Source organism: Aurantiacibacter hainanensis (assembly GCF_036321025.1).
Lineage (GTDB): Bacteria > Pseudomonadota > Alphaproteobacteria > Sphingomonadales > Sphingomonadaceae > Alteraurantiacibacter > Alteraurantiacibacter hainanensis.
In genome coordinates, this window is the sequence record NZ_JAZAPB010000001.1 from 388,280 (window position 1) to 407,059 (window position 18,780).

The following is an 18,780-nucleotide window of genomic DNA, read 5'->3' on the forward strand; positions in this document are numbered from 1 at the left end:
GGACGAATAGTCTGCGGCACAGTGCGCGCTTTCTGGGGAGAGGAACGCGGATATGATCGGTAGACTGTGGCTCGCGAGTGCGGGCGTGATGGCGCTGACCCTTGGCGGGTCCGGACTTGCGCAACAGGGTGCGGCGCTGGCCGACCAGCTGGATGCCGGTCGGCAGGCCTATGCCGCCAACTGCGCCTCCTGCCACGGGGCGGACCTTTCAGGTGGCCAGTTCGCCGGTACGCTGACCGGTGCCGCGTTCCTTTCGACCTGGGGCGAACAGCCCTCGGGCGCCTTGCTGGACTACATCTCCACCTCGATGCCGCCCGGCGGGGGCGGACGCCTCGATGCGGAAACCTACGCCGCGCTGACGGCGCTGATCCTGGCCGAGAACGGCGTCGACACCTCCGTCACCCTGGCTGCGGCGAGCGTGCCGACCCTGTCCGTCGATGACGAGGCGGGCAACGAGATCGGCCTTCCCGGCATCACCAGCCGATACCCCTTCCCCCACCGCGATCCCCCGCCCAATCCGCTCGACGGTTTCACCCCGGTGACGCAGGCCGAACTGGTGGCCCCGGCGGACGAGGACTGGGTGGCATGGCGGCGCAGCCAGTCAGGTCAGGGCTTCTCTCCGCTGGCGCAGATCACGGTCGGGAACGTGGACGATCTCAATGTCGCGTGGTCCCAGGCGCTGCCTGCGGGGCCGACCATGGCAGAGCCGCTGGTGCGCGACGGGGTGATGTACGTCCACGGTTACGGGGAGGAAGTGTTCGCCTTCGATGCCGCGACCGGCCGCCAGCTTTGGCGCTACCGGCGGCAGATGCCCGAAGGCACATTGATGCAGGGCAAGAAGACCATCGCGCTGTGGAACGACAAGCTGATCCTGGCGACGTCGGACCTGCACATGATGGCTCTGGACGCACGCACCGGGCGCCCGGTGTGGGATGTCGCCATTCCCGATGCCGCCGACACCCGCAGCAACGGCGGCCCGCTGGTGGCGGACGGCGTGGTGATGATCGGCCTCGCCACACAGCGTGCCGGCGGCGGACTGATCGCCGCCTTCGATGCCGAGACCGGCGAGCACCTGTGGAATTTCGACACCGTCGCCAAGACCGGCACGACCGGCGGCGACACATGGAACGGCCTGCCCGATGACGAGCGGCACGGCGGGTCCGTCTGGACCAGCGGCAGCTACGATGCCGAAACCGGCCTGGCGCTGTGGGGCGTGGCGCAGACATACGATACCGGTCCGGTGCGCGATCGCATTCCCGGCGGCAACAACGACGGGCTGTTCACCAACTCCACCCTCGCCTTCGAGCCACGCAGCGGCGAGCTCGTCTGGTACTTCCAGCACATGCCGAACGACCAGTACGACCTCGACTGGGTGTTCGAACGCGTAGTGGCCGATATCGAGGTGGACGGGGAGCAGCGCCACGTGGTGATCACGGGCGGCAAGGAAGGCCTGTTCGACACGATCGACGCACGCACGGGCGAATATCTCGACACCGCCGACATGGGCTTTCAGACCTTCATTTCCGAAATCGATCCCGAAACCGGCCGCAAGACGCCGGATCCCGCGTTGTTGCCGGGGCGCGACCGCGGCTCTGTATTCATGTGCCCGCACGCGGGCGGTGGCCGCAACTGGAGCCCCACCGCGCTGACGCAAGACAACGCCATGCTGTTCGTGAACGCACGCGACACCTGCATGGAACTCCGGCCGACCGAGGGCGGGTTCCTGACCAGCGGCGTGGACATCTACTATTCCGCCCCGCCCGACAGCGACGGCAACTTCGGCATCCTCCAGGGCATCGACATGGAAACGGGCGAAGTGGCCTGGGAACACCGCCGCCGCGCGCCCTACAACGCCGGCATCCTCGCCACGGGCGGCGGGCTGCTGTTCACGGGCGGAATGGACCGCGAGTTCCTGGCCTATGACCAGGCGAGCGGCGAGCAGGTGTGGCGCACCGGCCTGACGGGCGTGCCCAATGCCAGCCCCATCACCTATGCGGTGGACGGCAAGCAATACGTTGCCGTGGTGACGGGCATGGGCAATCCGCTGGCCTTCGGTCTGCCCAACTTCACGCCGGAATTCCCGCTGCCCGAAGTCAACAGCGCGGCGGTGTATGTCTTCGCGTTGGAATAGGCCGTTTCGCCAAGCCGGTCCCGTATGAGCGTTCTCGTTGGGCGCGCAGCATAGTCAGGCCAGCTGAAGGCTGGCGTTTGCCCTCGGGGCTCACCACCAAACAAAAAGGACCGCGCAGTTGCCTGCGCGGTCCTTCTTTATCCGGCGCCTGGCCGAATGGTCAGTAGTAGATGCCCAGCGTGAAGCCGATCGCGCGGCCGCAGAAGACCACGCCGATCCACAGCACCATCGATGCGGTGGCGGCGAACTTCGCGCCTGCGGGCAGCACCGGATGCGAATCCCAGTCGCTCACCGTCTTGTAGGTGACGAAATGGAAGTAGAGCATGTTCAGCCCCGCCAGCGCCAGGAGCCCCATCTTTATCAGGAAGTAGGGGTTGATCATGTAGCTGGATGCCTTGCTGATGAACAGCAGGGTGCCGGTGATCGCGGCCAGCACGAAGGCTGCCCAGGTCCACGGCAGGGTATCCTTGCTCATCTGCGTCACCGCCCATTTGTTCGATGCCAGGCCCAGCAGCCGCAGGTCCATGATCAGGATGGTGCCGAACACGGTCACCAGCGCGATGACGTGGATCGTCTCCAGCGTGGGGAAGGCCCACAGGCTTTCGGCAATCGACGTGCCGAGAGACGAATATTCGATCGATTCCCAGATATTCGTGGGTTCAGGATAGTAGGAAGCCATTATTCAAAATCCCCTCAAACCGGCGCGTAGGCGATCCAGCGGCCGCCAGCCATCACAAGGCACCAAAGGATGACGATGATCCACGAGGTGGCGCGCATTCCGCCACTCGCTCTCCACGTCGGGCCAGCGGCATGCGCCTGCGCGCGTGCCGTGTTCTGGAAACCGATGGTGATGGCGATCGTCAGCAGGACGAGGATCATCTTGGTCCAGAACACGCCGTTGATCATGTTGCGAACCGGTTCCGCCCAGAGCATCAGGAAACCACTCACCACAATCCAGATCAGCGACCACCAGATCCACGGAATGTAGCGTTCGGAAACCTGCGGCACCGTGCGCGCGCCGCCCGCCAGGTCGTTGACGCGCAGGGTCAGCATCAAGCTGGCAGCAAAACCGGCGGCAATGCCGAGGATGTGCAGAACCTGTGCGATCGGCACGGCCCAGAAGTTTTCGACCAGCAGGCGGTTGAGGCCTGTCGTCTCGATCCAGAAGGCTGTTTCGAGCAGAAACGTCGTCCGCAGCCATTCCGTCAATCCGAAAAAGAAATCACCCATTCCCCATAATCCTCATCTCAAACCTCTCTGTGTGGACAGATTGATCCTGTCCGGAGCGTTTCCGCCTTGATCTGGCGCAAATCCGCTAGCGGTCAATTCCTCGTTCGCCAAGTGTTGCAGTCCGTCCGATACCCGTTTCGGGACACCGCCAGCGCGGCTTAATCCCTGTTTTTCCGGCATTTCCGACCTGCAAGGCCCCGCCTTTTCATAGGCTTAGCATCCCCCGGCAATGCCCCTCGCCCGACCCGCCCGATAACGGGTGGCGCGAGGCATTGTCAAAGCCATGCAGGATGTTTAGGACAGAATCAACAAGAGCGATGCCGCCTCATGGTATCGTCATTCAATTGAAGTGATTCGGGAGAGATCGGCGATGCAAGCCAGCGCGGCGTACAAACTGGCCATCCTGCTTGCCTGTACCACGGCCTGCACCACCGTTACCCCCGGCCCGCTGGCAGCGAACGATCACGTCGAAGGTCATGCCATGCCCGATGGCGACTGGCAGACCATTCACCGCGACCTGGCGTCCACCCGCTACTCTCCGCTGGCGGACGTGAACCGGTCCAACGTGGCCGACCTGCAGCAGGCCTGGGCCTATCCCTACCGCGCATTCAATGTCGCCGTTCCGCTGGTGATCGACGGCGTCATGTACTTCCCCGCGCAGAACCGCATCATCGCGCTGGACGGCGCGACCGGCGAGGAAGTGTGGGTCTACGAGCACGAGTTCCCCGCCAGCGACCGGCCCGGACCGCCCCCCAGCTTTGCCGCGCGCGGCCTCGCCTACTGGCCGGGAGACGATACCCACGGCGCGCGCCTGCTGGTGACGGCGGGATCGACGCTGATGGCCTTCGATTTCGAAACCGGGCAGCCGGTCGCCTCGTTCGGCGAGGATGGCGCGGTGGCGATCGATCCCGGCTACAGCGGCACGCCCACTATCACGGGCAACATCGCCATCATCGGCGCGGCCAGCCTGGAAAACCCGCAGGGCCCGGAAGGCAATCCGCGCGCCTTCAACGTGATCACCGGCGAGAAGGTCTGGGAATTCGATACGACGCCGGGTGAAGGCGAACCTTACAACGACACCTGGGGCGGCGGCGCCGAAGGTCGCGGCGGCACGAACATGTGGGGCTTTGCCGCCACCGTCGACGAGAGCACCGGCACGGCCTACCTGCCCATCGCCGGCCCGGCGCACAACTACTGGGGCGGAGATCGTCCCGGTACCAATGTCTTCGGCAACTCCGTGGTGGCGGTGGATGCCGAAACCGGCGAGTACAAGTGGCATTTCCAGACCGTGCACCACGATCTGTGGGATATCGACATGAGCCATGCTGGCACACTGATCCCCGTGCAGGCGCCCGACGGTCAGCAGCACATGGCGCTGGCCAACGTCGGCAAGTCCAGCCTGTTCTACGTGCTCGATGCGCAGGACGGCGAACCGGTGCTGCCGGTGGAGGAGCGCCGCGTTCCTCCCGGTGACGTGCCCGGCGAATACTATCACCCGACGCAGCCCTTCCCCGTCCTCACCCCGCCGCTCAGCCGGGTGGAGATGACCTATCAGGATATCGTCGGGCCGGAGGACACCACGCCCGAACATTCCGAGGCCTGCTATGCCATGTGGGAACGGGCCGGCGGTTTCCTGAACCTGGGGCCGTTCACCCCCTTCATGTACCGAGCCGAAGGCCAGCCGCCGCGCTCCACCATCCAATTGCCGGGCGGCATCGGCGGCGTGAACTGGGGCGGCCCCGCGGCCGATCCCACCACCGGCATGGTCTATGTCAACGCGCTCGACACCTCGCTGGTCGGCTGGGTTGAAAAGGTAGAAGGCGACGAGCCCTATTCCTTCGATACCAGCGCGGAAGGCCCGCTGCCCGAATACGATCGCGCCAGCGTGGACGGCAAGGGTCCGTTCTTCAGTTTCAACGCCCCTCTGTCGGGCGAGTACGACGACAACGGCCGCCCCGTCGGCCCTGCCCTGCCCTGTTACAAGCCGCCCTGGGCGCGGCTGACCGCGGTAAACGCCAACACCGGCGAGATCGCCTGGGCCGTGCCGCTGGGCCAGTACGACGAGCTGCCCGAGGGGCGCCGGGTGCTGGGAAATGCCGGCAGCGCCGGACCCAGCGTGACGGCGGGCGGACTGGTTTTCGTAGGTGCGACCAACGATCGCCGCTTCCGCGCCTTTGACGCGGAGAGCGGAGAGCAGCTATGGGAAGCACAATTGCAAGGTAACGCCAACGCCAACCCGTTCTCGTATCGGGGAAGTGACGGCAGGCAATATGTCGCGATCAATGCCGGTGGGCAGATCGTGTCTTTTGCCCTCGAAGAATAGTAGCAAACAACTGCAAGGTCTGAGGAGAGTATATGCGGGGTCTTAAACATCTGGCGGCTGTGGCTGGTGTAGCCATGGCAATGGCAATGGTTCCGGCGACGTCGTCGCCGGCCCAAGCTCAGGAAGAGATGGAGCGCATTGGCGACCATCCCAACTTCAATGGCGTGTGGCAGGTGATGAACAGCGCCAACTGGAACGTGGAGCCGCACAGCGCGGGCCCCAATCCGCTGGAGGCAGGCGATCGCCTGCTGGGCGCGATCGGTGCCGTTCCGGCCGGGCTCGGCGTCGTGGAAGGCGGGGAAATCCCCTACAACGATGCCGCGCAGGAGCGCCTGCAGTACAACCGCGACAACGTGATCAACTACGATCCCGAAGCCGCGTGCTACCTGCCCGGTATTCCGCGCGCCACCTACATGCCGCATCCCTTCCAGATCGTGCAGGGTGACGGCGACGATATCCTGATGGTCTACGAATATGCTTCGGCCAACCGGGTGATCCACATGGAAGAGGTCGGCATTCCGCCGATCGATACCTGGATGGGCACCAGCTACGGCCAATGGGATGGCGACACGCTCGTCGTCACCACGCTGGCGCAGGGCCCCGGCCTGGTGAAGCTGCCCGAGGGCGAAATGGTGGAAGGCGTGACCTGGCTCGACCGGGCCGGCAACTACCTCACCAACCAGGCTACCGTGACGGAGCGCTTCACGCTGCGTGAGGGCGGAAACCACATCGACTACCACGTCGAGATCGAGGATCCTTCGATCTACAGTCAGCCCTGGGAAATGAACATGGTGCTCTACCGTCACGTAGAGGACGACGCGCAGCTTCTGGAATTCAAGTGCGTGCCGTTTTCCGAGCGCCTGCTCTACGGCGACTTAATCGAAGAGTAATGTAGGATTTGCTATTCGGACAAAGTCAACGTAAGTATTTCCGTCTGACAGCATACAAGTTTTTAAATCGAGGAGTTCAACCATGCAGATCAAGAAGCTCAGCGCTGCCGCAATCGGCGCCGTGCTCGCTGTGACGGGCGTGGGTGCCTATGCGCACCACTCGTTCGCCACCGAGTTCGATCGTAACGCCCCGATCCGGCTGGAAGGCCAGGTCGTGATGTTCGAATGGGTCAACCCCCATAGCTGGATCCACATCGATGTGGAGCGCAACGGACGTACCGAGCGCTGGCGTATCGAAGGCGGCGCACCGTCCGCCCTGCTGCGTCGTGGCTGGAACAGGAATTCGCTGCCCGCGGGCACCGACATCATCGTCGACGCCTTCCAGGCACGCGATGGCGACACCCGCGCCTCGGCTGCGGAAATCCGCTTCCCGAACGGTCGCGAGCTTTCGCTCGGCAACCCGACCACGGAAGCCGTGGCCGCCGCACGCCGCCGCGCAGGCAACTAAGTTCTCCGACACAATCGGAACACGGCAAGGGGGTCCTCGACGAGGGCCCCCTTTCCTTTTGGGAATATTGACTTTTCGCCGCTCATCGCGCCACGTTGTCGGGTGAGAGGAGAATTCACGACCATGCGTTTCGCGTTACTGGCCACTGCCGGCCTCGCCCTGGGTTTCGCCGCCCTGCCCGCCGCTGCACAAGAGGAAACTCCCCAGTCGTGCCTGCCGCAGGGGGCTTTCGCCCAGCCCGACTATACTTCGGTAGAGCCGCTGCCCGATGGCAGGGTCACCTTCCGGCTGTGCGCTCCTGCCGCGGATAACGTGCGCGTCGTCAGCAACGACCTCGACCCCGCCATTCCCGCCGGCTTCGGCGGAGGAGAGCGTGGTCTCCCCCTCACCCGCGATGCCTCCGGCCTGTGGAGCGTCACCACGCAGCTGCCGATCGCGCCCGACACCTATCGCTACAATTTCGAGGTGGACGGCGCCCGCGTGCCGGACCCCATGGCGGTAACCTTCAGCCGCGAACGCAGCGGCATCAATTCGACCTTCGAGATGCCGGGAGAGGAGGGAGCCTTCCAGACCTTCCGCGAAGACGTGCCCCACGGCATCGTCAGCCGCGTGGAATATGTCTCCGGTACGCTGGGCGCAAAGCGCGAGGCTTTCGTCTACACGCCGCCCGGCTACATGGATGGAGACGCGCGCTATCCCGTGCTCTACCTGGTCCACGGCGCGGGGGATTCAGCCGACAGCTGGACCAGCGTGGGCCACGCCCACTACATTCTCGACAACCTGCTGGCGGATGGCCGCGCCAGGGAGATGATCGTGGTCATGCCGTTCGGCCATACCCCGACGCGGGAAGGCGCGGCCATGCTGACCAACACCGACTTCGGCGAAGACCTGCACCAGGATCTCATCCCTTTCATCGACTCCACGTTCCGCACGCTGGCCGACAGCGACAACCGCGCCATGGCCGGGCTTTCGATGGGCGGCGCGCACACGATCCGCTTCGGACTGCCAAGGCCCGACGTCTTCAGCCACATCGGGATATTCTCGATGGGCCTCGGGATGCAGGATGGAGACGTTGCGAACTACACCGCTCAGAATGCAGATGCTCTGCGGCGCGCAGCCGAGGACATGGACCTGGTCTACTACGCGATGGGAACCGACGATTTTCTCTACGGCACCGTCGCGCCGACGCGCGGCATGCTCGACGAACATGGTATCGAGCACGTCTACAACGAGAGCGATGGCGGGCACACGTGGATCAACTGGCGGCGATATCTGCACGATTTCGCGCCGCGCCTGTTCCGCTGAGCGGACGCGCATCCTGGTGAGGCGCATCGTAGCCGGAGATGTGTGGGATGGAGGAGATGCGAGGCGGAGGGGGAAGGAAAGAGAGGCCCCGCTTCCGGCTACGATGCGAGTTCCATCTAGCCCTTCCGCTGGCAAATAAAATACGGGCTTTGGCCCAGCCTGCCCTAAAGGCGGCCCTAGATACCCGCCTCGACAGCTAGCCGGATCATCTCCGCAGAGCTTTGCGCGCCCAGTTTTTCCATCGCTATTCCGCGATGCATCTTGATGGTCTTTTCAGACAGGCCCAGTTCCCAGGCGATCTGCTTGTTGCGCAGGCCGCTGGCGACCATCTGCAGCACTTCCAGCTGGCGCTTGGACAGTTCCTTCACCTTTTCGGTCGCACGGGCCCTGCGCGTCAGGCTGGGGCCCTTGGCGTCTTCTTCCAGTTCCACCTGCGAACCGAAGAAGTAGGTGAGCTCGCCATCGTCATCGAAGATCGGAGCGACCACCACGGCATTGCGGAAAGGCGTGCCGTCCTTCTTGTAGTTGAGAATTTCCACCATGATCGGCTTGCGATCCCGCACACCCTGGCGGATCGTTTCCGTCAGCCACGGTTCCGTTCCCGGCCCTGCCAGGAACCGGCAGTTGCGACCGATGATCTCGTCCTCGCCATAGCCGGTCAGGTCCATGAAGGCCTGATTGCACGCGATGAGCGGATTGTCGGGCAAGCGCGGATCGCTCACCACGGAAGCAATCGGATTGGACTCTATCAGGTCCATGACCGAGGGATCGGATGACTTCATTTTCATTCCCACGACATATCTTTAGCGCGGCAATTCCAGCAAGCAAAGCCATCTGTCGAACTGTTTGGACAGCGCTTTCCCCAGACCGCTTGCTTGCGCGCGGAAATGGTCTTGTCCGCGCAATCCCGTTATAGGATTGCGCAACGCCTATTCCCATTCGATCCGAGAGGCCCTTCATCGATGTCACATCAACCGCAGCGTCGGATGCGTTCCTGGCTGTTTGCCCCCGGCGACAGCGAAAAGAAGATGGGCAAGGCCCACGACAGCGACGCCGACATGGTCATCTTCGACCTGGAGGATGCGGTCGCGCACGAGAACAAGATGCAGGCCCGCGCCCTGGTCCGCGAGTTCCTGGGGCGGGACGAGACGGATCACCAAAAGGTGTTCGTGCGCGTCAATCCGATGGACGGACCGTGGACGCTTGACGATCTTGCCGCCGTAATGCCGGGCAGGCCTGGCGGCATCATGCTGCCCAAGGTCGGCAGCAGGAAGGATGTCGAGGTGCTCGACAACTACCTTTCCGCACTGGAGGCCGCCAACGGCATCGAGCGGGGCAGCACGTCGGTCATGATCCTAGTGACCGAGACGGCCGGAAGCATGTTCCATTGCGGCGACTTTGCCGGTGCCCCGCGCCTCGTGGGAATGACCTGGGGGGCCGAGGACCTGGCCGATTCGATCGGCGCGTCCGGCAATACCGACGAGCATGGCAACTACGGCTTTACCTACGAGCTCGCGCGAAGCCTCTGCCTGCTTGGCGCAAGCACGGCCAATGTCCCGGCCATCGATACGATCCACGGCGATTTCCGCGATCTGGACGGGCTCGAGAAGCGCGCGCGCCGGGTTCGTCGCGAGGGCTTCCGCGGCATGCTGGCCATCCACCCGGCGCAGGTGGAAATCATCAATGCCGCCTTCACTCCCGATGCGGAGGAGATTGCCGAGGCCCGCGAGATCGTCGCCCTGTTCGAAGCCCATCCCGGTGTCGGGGCCATCGGCTACAAGGGCGGAATGGTGGACCGCCCTCACCTCTCGCGCGCCCGGCAATTGCTGGCCCAGGCGGGAAGCGAGGGGTAATCCCCTCGCCTACTCGGCGACCCAGTCCTTTCGCAGCGCGGGGCCAGCCAGGGCCATCAGCAACGCGGCCAGGCCGTAGAGCGCGAGGCCGTAGAGCATCGAATAGCGCAGGGCCTCGTCGCCGTAGATGGGCGTGAGGAAATCCGACAGCGCGCCCAGCGCGTAGATGCCGCCGCCAAGGCCGATCAGGTTGTTGATCAGCAGGAACAGCGCCGAGGCGGTCGATCTCGCGGCAGGCACGACCAGGTGCTGCACGGCCGAAAGCACGGGCCCGAGCCAGATATAGGCCAGAGCCTGCGGCAACAGGAACAGCACGAAAGCCAGCTTCCAGTCGGAGCTCAGGATGCCCGCGGCGAACAGGGGAGCACCCAGGAAGAAGGCGACGCCGGGCACCCAGGCGAAGAAGGCGCGGTCGCGCCCGCCCAGCCGGTCCGCCAGTAGACCGCCCGCCAGCACGCCGATCACGCCGCCCAGCAGCAGGACAGCCCCGAAGAACCGCGAGGCCTCGACCAGATCGAAGCCGAAGCTGCGGATCAGCAGGCTGGGGAGCCAGAACGCGATGCCGTAGCCCAGCATGGATGAACTGGCCGCGCCGAAGGAAAGGAACCAGAAGCTCTTCTTGCGCGACAACAGGGCAGCCGTCTCTCGAAGGGTAGGCGCTTCGGGCAGCGGGCCCGGATTGTCCGCCGCCACCTTCGGCTTGGCCTTGTCGCGAACCAGGAACTTGAAGATCGGCACGATGACGACACCGGCCAGACCGACTGCGAAGAAGGCCGCGCGCCAATCGACGGTCGCGGCGATATAGCCGCCCATCAGGACGCCAAGGCCCGATCCGATGGGGATGCCGAGCGAGTAGATCGAGAGCGCGGTCGCCCGCCTCTCGCTGGGAAAGTAGTCGCCGATCAGGGCGTAGGACGGGGCTACCCCGCCAGCCTCTCCGATGCCGACGCCCAGCCGGGCCAGGAAGATGTGCCAGAAGTTCTGCGCCAGGCCGCACAGCGCGGTAAAGCCGCTCCAGGCGGCGAGCGATACGGCGATCACCCAGCTGCGACTGGTCCTGTCCGCCAGCGCCGCCAGCGGCACCGCCATGGTGGAATAGAGCAGCGCGAAGGCGAGGCCGCCCAGCAGGCCCATCTGGGAATCGTCCAGCTGCAGCTCTGCCTGGATGGGCGCGGCGAGGATCGAAAGGATCTGCCGGTCGACGAAATTGAAGATGTAGACCACCAGCAACATGGCCAGCACCACGTTGCGGTTGGGATCGGGCTTGCTGGCGGTCTGCGTGGTCATTTCACATGCTCGCCCAGGAAATCGTGGATGGCCGCCAGGGCAACCGGCTCGTCAAGCATGGGGGCGTGGCCGCGATTGGGAACATCGACATGAACGAACGGCCCCTGATGGCGCTGGCGCATTTCGCGGACAGTATCGGCAGCGAGCAGGTCCGACAATGCGCCGCGAACGACAAGCACCGGCGTCGTGCCGAGCGCGTCCCACAGGGGCCACAGGTCCGGCTGCGGTTCCTTGCCGATGTCGGCAAATCCATCGGCAATGGCGGGGTCGTAGGCAAAGGCGATGCGGCCATCGGACAGGACGCGGCAGGTGCGCCGCGCCCAAGCCTGCCAGTCGGCATCGGTGAAATCGGGGAAGGCTTCGCGGTTGATCGCCGAACTGGCCTGCGCCGCGGCATTCCAGTCCGCGAAAGGCTCTCCGCCGCCGACGTAGGTGCCGATCCGCGACAGCCCCGCCGGGTCAAGCACGGGCCCCACATCGTTGAATACGATGGCCGGGAAGCTGCCGGGCTTCATGGCATTCATGACCATGGCCATCAGCCCGCCCATCGACGTGCCGATCAGGCCGGGTCGCTCGACGCCAAGGCTGTCGAGCAGCGCGAACATGTCGCCGGCGTATATATCGGGCCGGTAGTTCGATGCATCGGCATCGTCCTGCGAAAGCCCCCTGCCCCGCTGGTCCGGCACGATCAGGCGGTAGTCACCTGCAAGATGCCGTGCCAGCGGCTCGAAATCCCCGCTGTTGCGGGTCAGGCCGTGCATCAGCAGCAGCGGCGGGCCGTCTGCGGGGTAGTCGCGTGCGAACAGCTCAAGCCGTCCGCACGCGCTTTGGTAACGGTGCTCGCGATAGTCCATCGTCATAGTCCGTCCGCAATCGCGGATCAGAACTCGATGGTGCCCGTGAGGTAGATCTGACGCGGATTGCCGTAGAAGGCGGTTAGAGTGCCCTCCGTACCCAGCGTGGGGATCGGCAGGCCGTTGTTCGTGAGAAGTTCGCCCGTCACCGAATCGGCCGCCACGAAGGTATAGCCCGAGGTCTTGTATTCCTTGTCCGTCAGGTTGCGACCGTAGAGGCCGAGGCTCCAGCCTGCATCGCTGTTGTAGACGATGCTGGCATCCCACAGCGCATAGCCGGGCTGGTCGAGGTACGGGTTGGGAACCTCGAACTGCGTCGTCTCGCTGCGATAGGAAACCGTCGTGCCGAGATAGAGATCGCCGGTGCCGACGGGGGTCGTGTAACCCACTGTCGCACTGCCGCTCCATTCCGGCGTGTTCTGCACTTCGCGGAAATCGGAGACGTCGGTCGGCACGCCGCCGATATTGGTGACGTACTCGGTATACTCGGCATCGATCCAGCCCAGCGAGCCCTGGAAGCGAAGCTCGTCGCCGGAGGCGAACATGTCGCGTCCCAGACGGGCATTGGTCTCGAACTCCACGCCCTTGAATTCCGCGGCACCCGCGTTCGACACGATGCCGCAGAAGGTCTGGATACCCCCGACGCTGCAGGCCACCGAACCGGGGATCTGCACGTCGGTGTATTCGGCGTAGAAAGCGGCCAGCGCGACAAAGACTGCATCGTCAAGCAGGCTGCCCTTGTAGCCCACTTCGTAGCTGTCGACCGATTCCGGCTCGAAGCTGAGGAAGTCCGCCACTTCTTCGTCGGTGGGCATGCCCGGTGTCGCCGAGGGCGCGTTCACGCCCACGCCGCGCGGGTCGAAACCGCCGCCCTTGAAGCCCTGCGAATAGCTGGCGTAGAGGTTGTGGTCCGGCGTCGGCTGATAGCTGAGCGAAACGCGCGGGGTGAACTTGTCGAAATCCGCGCTGCCCTGGAAATCGGTGCTGGGTGCGCCGAAGGGGATGCCCGCGCCGCCGAAGACCGGCGAACCGCCACCCAGGTAGTTCTGACGCAGGATATCGGCCTGGCGTTCGTCCCAGGTATAGCGACCACCCAGCGAGAGGCTCAGCTGTTCGGTCAGGTCATAGGTGAAGTCGCCGAAGACCGCGAAAGTCTCGGTATCGACGTTCGCCTCGGTAAACGCGGTGAAGCCGGCGAAGGTGGTGAACAGACGCACGTCGAACTGCGTGTCGGCCTTCGCATCGAGGTAGTAGCCGCCGAGCAGGCCGGTGAACGGGCCGCCATCGTCCCAGATCAGCTGCAGTTCCTGGCTGAACTGCGAGTTGCGGTAGAACGCGGGGACATCGAGGTCGACGGCAGGAAGCGCGTCGAAATCGATGGGCGATGCGCTCTCGTCTTCACGATAGGCGGTGATGGAGCGCAGGGTGAGCGCGGTCGACAGGTCGAAGCGGCCGTTGAGCGCCACGCCGGAGGCTTCCACGTCCTGGTCGGGATCGGTCAGACCGCCACGGGTGTCGAAAACGTCGTCGAGAACGGGTGCACCGGAGGCAGCGCCGGGGATCAGTCGGTGGCCGCCACGAGCGTTGGACTTGTCGCGCGTATAGTCGCCCGAGAAGCGCAGCAGGTAGTCCGCGCCATTGCCGCCCACCTCGATAGTGCCGCGCGCGGCCCAGATATCCTTGTTGTAGTTCTCCTCACCCGTGGTGAGGTTTTCGCCGAAGCCGTCGCGCGAGAGACGCGCGACCGAGGCACCGACGCGCACGACATCGGCGACGGGGGTGGAGGCGGTGACGACGCCTTCCGCCCGGCCATAGGTGCCAACGGTGCCGCGCAGGCGCAGGTTGAGCTCGTCGGGCAGTTCACGCGTGACGTACTTCACCGCGCCGCCGATGGTGTTGCGGCCATAGAGCGTGCCCTGCGGACCGCGCAGAACCTCGATCCGCTCGACGTCGTAGATGTCGAGGACGGCGGCCTGCGGACGGTTGAGATAGACGTCGTCGAGGTAGATGCCCACGCCCTGCTCGAACCCGGAAACCGGATCCTGCTGACCGATGCCGCGGATGAAGGCGGACAGGGTGGAGTTGGTGCCGCGCGATTCCTCCAGCGTCGTGTTGGGGGTCACCTGCGCGATATCGGTGATGTCGACGGAGCCGCGCCGCTGTAGTTCCTGCTCGCCAAACGTCGTGACGGCCACAGGAACATCGACCAGGCGTTCCTCACGGCGACGCGCGGTGACGATGATGGTGCCGGCCTCGGCTTCTTCCGCCTGCGGTGCTTCATCGCCGGCCTGCTGCGCGTGTGCGGGTACGGCCAGCGCGCCCAGGACGAGCGCAGAGGCAGTGGATTGCCAGAAAATGGCCTTGGACATCGATTTTCTCCCGGAACGTTATCTGTTCTGGGAATGCCCAATATTGAAAGTTGAACCACCTTTCAACTTTATTCTTTGCGCTGGTCGTGGAAAGCCGTTAGCCCATGCCAAATGGCAACACCGCAACCTGACGCTTCCGACAGCGAACCGAAGGCGCCGCGCACCGCGCGCGGTCGGCAGACGCTGCGAAAGCTGCTGGACGCGGCGGCCAAGGAATTCGGGGAAAAGGGCTTTCACGAAGCCTCGATCAGCGGGATCACCCGCCGCGCCGGGACGGCGCTGGGCAGCTTCTACACCTATTTCGACAGCAAGGACGAGCTCTTCCGCGCGCTGGTGAAGGACATGAGCGGCCAGGTCGCCGCCCATGCCGGCAAGGCCGTCACACCCGACCTCGCACCTTTCGAGGTGGAGCGCGCGGCCCTTCGCGCCTTTCTGGAATTCGCGCGCGAGAACAGGGAAATCTACCGCATCATCGACGAGGCGGAGTTCGTCGACCCCGCCAGTTTTCGCGAGCACTACGAGACCACGGCGGCCCGTATCCTCGACCGCTTGCGCAGCGGCGAGGCGGCGGGCGAATTCCGCGAAGGCATGGACGAGGCGCACGCCTGGGCGCTGATGGGCATGAACGTGTTTCTCGGACTGCGCTATTCGGTGTGGGACGAAGGCGCGCAGGCGGAGCGCATCGCCGACATCGCCAACGAAATGCTGCGCAGGGGGATCGGGCGAAGCTAGTCCGCCCGATCCCTGCCCTCGCCTATTCCCACCAGTAGGGCCGGCGCTCCTCGTCGCCGGTGACGATCTCGTTCATCGTCGTCGCATCGTAGGCCCGGCCACCCAGCACCACGGTTTCCACACGCTCGGTATTGCGGATGTTCTCCAGCGGATCGCCTGCAAGGATCACCATGTCGGCCAGCTTGCCGACCTCGAGCGAACCGATCTCGCGGTCCATCCCCAGCGAACGGGCGGGCACGATCGTGGCGGCACGCAGTGCCTCCAGCGGCGTCATCCCGCCGCGCACGAACGACCAGATTTCCCAGTGCGCATCGATCCCGGCCTGCTGGCCGTGCGCGCCGATGGAAACCAGCACGTCACGCTCGGCAAGGCGAGCGGCCTCGCGCGCGATGTCGTCATCCACGAAATCACCTTCGGGCGCGGTCGTGCGCCGGGCCGTCTGGGCACGCAGAAGGGCGGGCGGCGTGTGCGCCATCAGCAGCGGCTGCTCGAACACGTTGGTCGCCTGCCGCCAGTAGGGATCGCCTGCCAGGCCACCGTATCCCACCACCAGGGTGGGGGTGTAATTGGTGTTCGACTGGCTGAAGAACTGCAGCACGTCCTCGTACAGGCGCATAACCGGCACGTTGTGCTCCAGCGTCGAGTTTCCGTCGGCGATCAGGTTCATGTCCATGCCGAACAGCGATCCGCCTTCGGCCACCACCAGCATGTCTTCCTGCCGCGCGGCTTCCACCACCATCTGCCGCTGATCGCGGCGGGGCTGGTTGTAGTTCTTCACGCTCGGCGCGCCTTCCGCCTTCAGGCGGCGAACGTGATCGAGGGCGTCCTCCAGCGTGTCGATCTGCGCATAACCGCTCGGATTGCGCGCGCCGTAGATGACGCGCCCTGTGCTGAACATGCGTGGGCCAAGGATCATGCCGGCCCGCTGCATGTCTTCCGCGACGAAGAACGGTGTGTTGCTCGACGGATCGTGGATCGTGGTGGTCCCCAGCGCCAGCATCTGGATGAGGTTCCAGTTCTGCTGCGGCACCACCTCGGAAGCGGCGTAGGAGCCGTGGGCATGGGCATCGACCAGGCCCGGAATGATCGTCTGGCCCGTGGCATCGATCGTGGGCGTGCCCGACGGGATAGTGACGCTACCCGCTTGGCCGATGGCGGCGATCACGTCGTTCTCGACCAGGATCGTGGCATTCTCGATGATGCCGCCGTCCTCGCCGGCCATGGAGATGACGCGCGCGCCTGTAATGGCCAGGCTTCCCTCGTGCCGGTCCGCCTCGACCGTGCGCAGCATGGAGACGCCGCTTTCGGGCTGCTGAAATCCCGCGTCGTCGCCGTCCTCGTCCGTTGCAGGAGGGGCGTTGTCGAACATCGAGGCAAGCGAAGCGGAGTAGAGCGTGGGCCCGAGCGACCAGTTGAGCGTGTCGCCGCCTTCCGACCAGTGGATGTAATGCGCGCCGGAATCCGACACCTCGACAACCGGCAGGTTCTTCGCGTCGCTGGAGATGGTCACGGTCTGTCCGCCCGGCATCAGGGGCATGGCGAAGGCATCGTAGTTCTCGCTGAAAGCGACGTAATTGCCCGTCGGCGAGACGTGATAGCTCGTCACCAGCTCGCCCTTAGCATGGGTGCGGGCGTCGTTGCCGTCGAGATCGGTGGACACGAGAGTCTGCTGGCCGTCTTCGGACCCGGTCATGAAGACCCGGTCGCTACTCGCACCGAAATGCGGGTTGAGCATGCCGCGTATCACCAGTTCGGGCTGCCCGCCGCTTGTTGATACGCGGTAGATGCCCGGATTTTCCGAATATTCGGGAGCCGTCAGGTAGCCGCCCTCTCCCTTTTCGAAGACCACGGTATCCCCATCGGGCGAGAAGCGCGGGCGCGTGTAGTGCCCCGGCGCGCTGGTGAGCGTGCGCGCGCCGCGCCCGTTGCTTCCGATGGTGCGGATTTCGCCGAGACCATCGTCCGTCCAGCGCACGTAGACGATGGAATCGCCGTCGCGGGACCAGCTGGGGAAGAGTTCGAGAGCGTCCGTCTCGCCCGTCAGCGGCCGCATGGTGCCGCCCGATGCGGGCATGGTGTAGAGACGCCCCAGGCTTTCGAAGACCACCGTATCGCCATCGGGCGAAACCTCCGCGAAGCGCGCCATGGTGACATCGACCGTATCGCTTGCCACCGGAATGACCGGATGCGGCGCCGGAAGGATGCCACGCGTATCGTCCACGGCGAACGGGATTTCGGCGGCGCCCGTGCCGTCGGCGTTCACGCGGCGGATCTTGCCGCCCGCCCAGAACACGATGGACCGGCTATCGGGCGTCCAGTCCATGTTCGGATAGACCCCGGTGATGGCCCAGGTCTCCTGCACGTCCTGGTCGAGGTCGGCATAGATCATCCGCTCCTCGCCGGTTTCCATGTCCTTGACGTAGAGCTGCGAACGCGTGTTCTCGCGCCGCACGAAGGCCATCATGCGGCCGTCGGGCGAAGGCGTCGGACGAACCGCGCCGCCAAGCCCGCTGACGGCGGTCGTCACTTCGCCCGTCTCCAGGTCGTAGCGTTCGATGTTGAACAGGTCGGTGTTCGAATCCTGAGCGTAGATGAAGGTGTTACCCGGCGTGATGTTGCGGGTGTAGTAGATCGCGCTGCCGTCGGAGGCGTAGATCGGCTCGCCCAGTTCCTTCTGCAGATCTTCGTTGGCCCGCTCCACCAGTGCGATGCCGCTGCCGCCGCTGACGTGGTAGAGCCACACTTCGCCGGTCCCCAGCGACCTACCGGTGGTGAAGTGCTTCTTCGCCGCGATGAACCGGCCGTCGGGCGACCAGGTCGGCTGGTTGAGCAGACGGAAGGTCTCGTCGGTCAGCTGCCGCTTGTCGCTGCCGTCGACGTTCATGATCCAGATGTTGTCGCCGCCGCCACGATCCGAGGTGAAGGCGATGCGGCTGCCGTCGGGCGAGAACCGCGGGTGTACTTCCCAGGCCAGGCCTTCCGCGATCCGCGTCGGCGTGCCGCCGCCGATCGGCATGGTGTAGATATCGCCCAGCAGCGAGAAGGCGACCGTGCGGCCGTCGGGCGACACGTCGATATCCATCCAGGTGCCTTCGTCCACGCGGATCGGCACCTGGGCAATCTCCACCCCCGGCGGATTGTTGACGTCCCACTCGGCTTCTTCTCCCGTCGCATCGGGTTGCTGCGCGGCGGTCGCGGTGGCCAGCATGCAGGTGGACGTGAGGAGAAGAAGTTTGCGGATCATGTGCGGCCCTCTGGTTTGGAAAGCGGGCACCCTTACGCAAACTGGTAGCTACTG

Annotated in this window: 14 protein-coding genes; 7 read left to right on the forward strand and 7 right to left on the reverse strand. The window is 64.8% G+C overall.

All coding sequences use genetic code 11. From position 1 onward, the window contains the following. The first annotated feature begins 52 nt into the window (after positions 1-52). Entirely contained in the window at positions 53-2,131 is a 2,079-nt protein-coding gene (locus AAA989_RS01955) for an outer membrane protein assembly factor BamB family protein (RefSeq protein ID WP_338240788.1), read from the forward strand. Between the two features lie 160 nt (positions 2,132-2,291). On the opposite strand, the gene AAA989_RS01960 is transcribed toward AAA989_RS01955, so the two are convergent. Both AAA989_RS01960 and AAA989_RS01965 read right to left on the reverse strand, forming a co-directional pair. Continuing rightward, positions 2,292-2,810, reverse strand: a complete 519-nt coding sequence (locus tag AAA989_RS01960; RefSeq protein WP_338240789.1) for a DUF6644 family protein — start codon at positions 2,808-2,810, stop codon at positions 2,292-2,294. Between the two features lie 14 nt (positions 2,811-2,824). After that, on the reverse strand, positions 2,825-3,361 hold the full coding sequence (locus AAA989_RS01965) for a hypothetical protein (RefSeq protein WP_338240790.1): 537 nt from the start codon (positions 3,359-3,361) through the stop codon (positions 2,825-2,827). Positions 3,362-3,731: 370 nt separating this feature from the next. On the opposite strand from AAA989_RS01965, the gene AAA989_RS01970 reads away from it, so the two are divergent. The 4 genes from AAA989_RS01970 (at position 3,732) to AAA989_RS01985 (ending at position 8,387) form a co-directional block, all read left to right on the forward strand. Beyond that, positions 3,732-5,684, forward strand: a complete 1,953-nt coding sequence (locus AAA989_RS01970; RefSeq protein ID WP_338240791.1) for an outer membrane protein assembly factor BamB family protein — start codon at positions 3,732-3,734, stop codon at positions 5,682-5,684. Positions 5,685-5,812: 128 nt separating this feature from the next. After that, positions 5,813-6,574: a hypothetical protein gene (locus tag AAA989_RS01975; RefSeq protein ID WP_338240793.1), complete on the forward strand. Its 762-nt coding sequence runs from the start codon at positions 5,813-5,815 to the stop codon at positions 6,572-6,574. 82 nt (positions 6,575-6,656) lie between these two features. Next, positions 6,657-7,082 carry a DUF6152 family protein gene (locus AAA989_RS01980; protein ID WP_338240794.1) on the forward strand — a complete coding sequence of 142 codons (426 nt, stop codon included), beginning with the start codon at positions 6,657-6,659 and terminating at the stop codon, positions 7,080-7,082. A gap of 123 nt (positions 7,083-7,205) precedes the next feature. Next, the gene (locus AAA989_RS01985; RefSeq protein ID WP_338240795.1) at positions 7,206-8,387 is read left to right on the forward strand and encodes an esterase; all 1,182 of its coding nucleotides are present in this window, start codon (positions 7,206-7,208) and stop codon (positions 8,385-8,387) included. 176 nt (positions 8,388-8,563) lie between these two features. Here the strand turns inward: AAA989_RS01985 and AAA989_RS01990 are convergent, their stop codons facing one another. After that, positions 8,564-9,175: a LuxR C-terminal-related transcriptional regulator gene (locus tag AAA989_RS01990; protein ID WP_338240796.1), complete on the reverse strand. Its 612-nt coding sequence runs from the start codon at positions 9,173-9,175 to the stop codon at positions 8,564-8,566. 198 nt (positions 9,176-9,373) lie between these two features. On the opposite strand from AAA989_RS01990, the gene AAA989_RS01995 reads away from it, so the two are divergent. Further along, complete coding sequence (locus AAA989_RS01995) at positions 9,374-10,240, forward strand: HpcH/HpaI aldolase/citrate lyase family protein (RefSeq protein ID WP_338240797.1); 867 nt, start codon at positions 9,374-9,376, stop codon at positions 10,238-10,240. 9 nt (positions 10,241-10,249) lie between these two features. Here AAA989_RS01995 and AAA989_RS02000 read toward each other — a convergent pair whose 3' ends face one another. The 3 genes from AAA989_RS02000 to AAA989_RS02010 are packed head-to-tail and all read right to left on the reverse strand — an operon-like array spanning position 10,250 to position 14,750. After that, positions 10,250-11,527, reverse strand: a complete 1,278-nt coding sequence (locus tag AAA989_RS02000; RefSeq protein WP_338240798.1) for a spinster family MFS transporter — start codon at positions 11,525-11,527, stop codon at positions 10,250-10,252. Continuing rightward, on the reverse strand, positions 11,524-12,381 hold the full coding sequence (locus AAA989_RS02005; protein WP_338240799.1) for an alpha/beta fold hydrolase: 858 nt from the start codon (positions 12,379-12,381) through the stop codon (positions 11,524-11,526). Before AAA989_RS02005 ends, AAA989_RS02000 begins: the two co-directional genes overlap by 4 nt. Before the next feature lie 26 nt (positions 12,382-12,407). Further along, positions 12,408-14,750: a TonB-dependent receptor gene (locus AAA989_RS02010; RefSeq protein ID WP_338240800.1), complete on the reverse strand. Its 2,343-nt coding sequence runs from the start codon at positions 14,748-14,750 to the stop codon at positions 12,408-12,410. A 111-nt stretch (positions 14,751-14,861) separates the two neighbouring features. On the opposite strand from AAA989_RS02010, the gene AAA989_RS02015 reads away from it, so the two are divergent. Beyond that, positions 14,862-15,482: a TetR/AcrR family transcriptional regulator gene (locus AAA989_RS02015; protein WP_338240802.1), complete on the forward strand. Its 621-nt coding sequence runs from the start codon at positions 14,862-14,864 to the stop codon at positions 15,480-15,482. 22 nt (positions 15,483-15,504) lie between these two features. Here AAA989_RS02015 and AAA989_RS02020 read toward each other — a convergent pair whose 3' ends face one another. Beyond that, complete coding sequence (locus tag AAA989_RS02020) at positions 15,505-18,726, reverse strand: amidohydrolase family protein (RefSeq protein ID WP_338240803.1); 3,222 nt, start codon at positions 18,724-18,726, stop codon at positions 15,505-15,507. Positions 18,727-18,780: the final 54 nt, after the last annotated feature.

Bases quoted from the DNA above. Each gene is read 5' to 3' on its own strand.
- AAA989_RS01955 (WP_338240788.1), top strand. From the start codon at position 53: ATGATCGGTAGACTGTGGCTCGCGAGTGCGGGCGTGATGGCGCTGACC.
- AAA989_RS01960 (WP_338240789.1), bottom strand. From the start codon at position 2,810: ATGGCTTCCTACTATCCTGAACCCACGAATATCTGGGAATCGATCGAA.
- AAA989_RS01965 (WP_338240790.1), bottom strand. From the start codon at position 3,361: ATGGGTGATTTCTTTTTCGGATTGACGGAATGGCTGCGGACGACGTTT.
- AAA989_RS01970 (WP_338240791.1), top strand. From the start codon at position 3,732: ATGCAAGCCAGCGCGGCGTACAAACTGGCCATCCTGCTTGCCTGTACC.
- AAA989_RS01975 (WP_338240793.1), top strand. From the start codon at position 5,813: ATGGAGCGCATTGGCGACCATCCCAACTTCAATGGCGTGTGGCAGGTG.
- AAA989_RS01980 (WP_338240794.1), top strand. From the start codon at position 6,657: ATGCAGATCAAGAAGCTCAGCGCTGCCGCAATCGGCGCCGTGCTCGCT.
- AAA989_RS01985 (WP_338240795.1), top strand. From the start codon at position 7,206: ATGCGTTTCGCGTTACTGGCCACTGCCGGCCTCGCCCTGGGTTTCGCC.
- AAA989_RS01990 (WP_338240796.1), bottom strand. From the start codon at position 9,175: ATGAAAATGAAGTCATCCGATCCCTCGGTCATGGACCTGATAGAGTCC.
- AAA989_RS01995 (WP_338240797.1), top strand. From the start codon at position 9,374: ATGCGTTCCTGGCTGTTTGCCCCCGGCGACAGCGAAAAGAAGATGGGC.
- AAA989_RS02000 (WP_338240798.1), bottom strand. From the start codon at position 11,527: ATGACCACGCAGACCGCCAGCAAGCCCGATCCCAACCGCAACGTGGTG.
- AAA989_RS02005 (WP_338240799.1), bottom strand. From the start codon at position 12,381: ATGGACTATCGCGAGCACCGTTACCAAAGCGCGTGCGGACGGCTTGAG.
- AAA989_RS02010 (WP_338240800.1), bottom strand. From the start codon at position 14,750: ATGTCCAAGGCCATTTTCTGGCAATCCACTGCCTCTGCGCTCGTCCTG.
- AAA989_RS02015 (WP_338240802.1), top strand. From the start codon at position 14,862: ATGGCAACACCGCAACCTGACGCTTCCGACAGCGAACCGAAGGCGCCG.
- AAA989_RS02020 (WP_338240803.1), bottom strand. From the start codon at position 18,726: ATGATCCGCAAACTTCTTCTCCTCACGTCCACCTGCATGCTGGCCACC.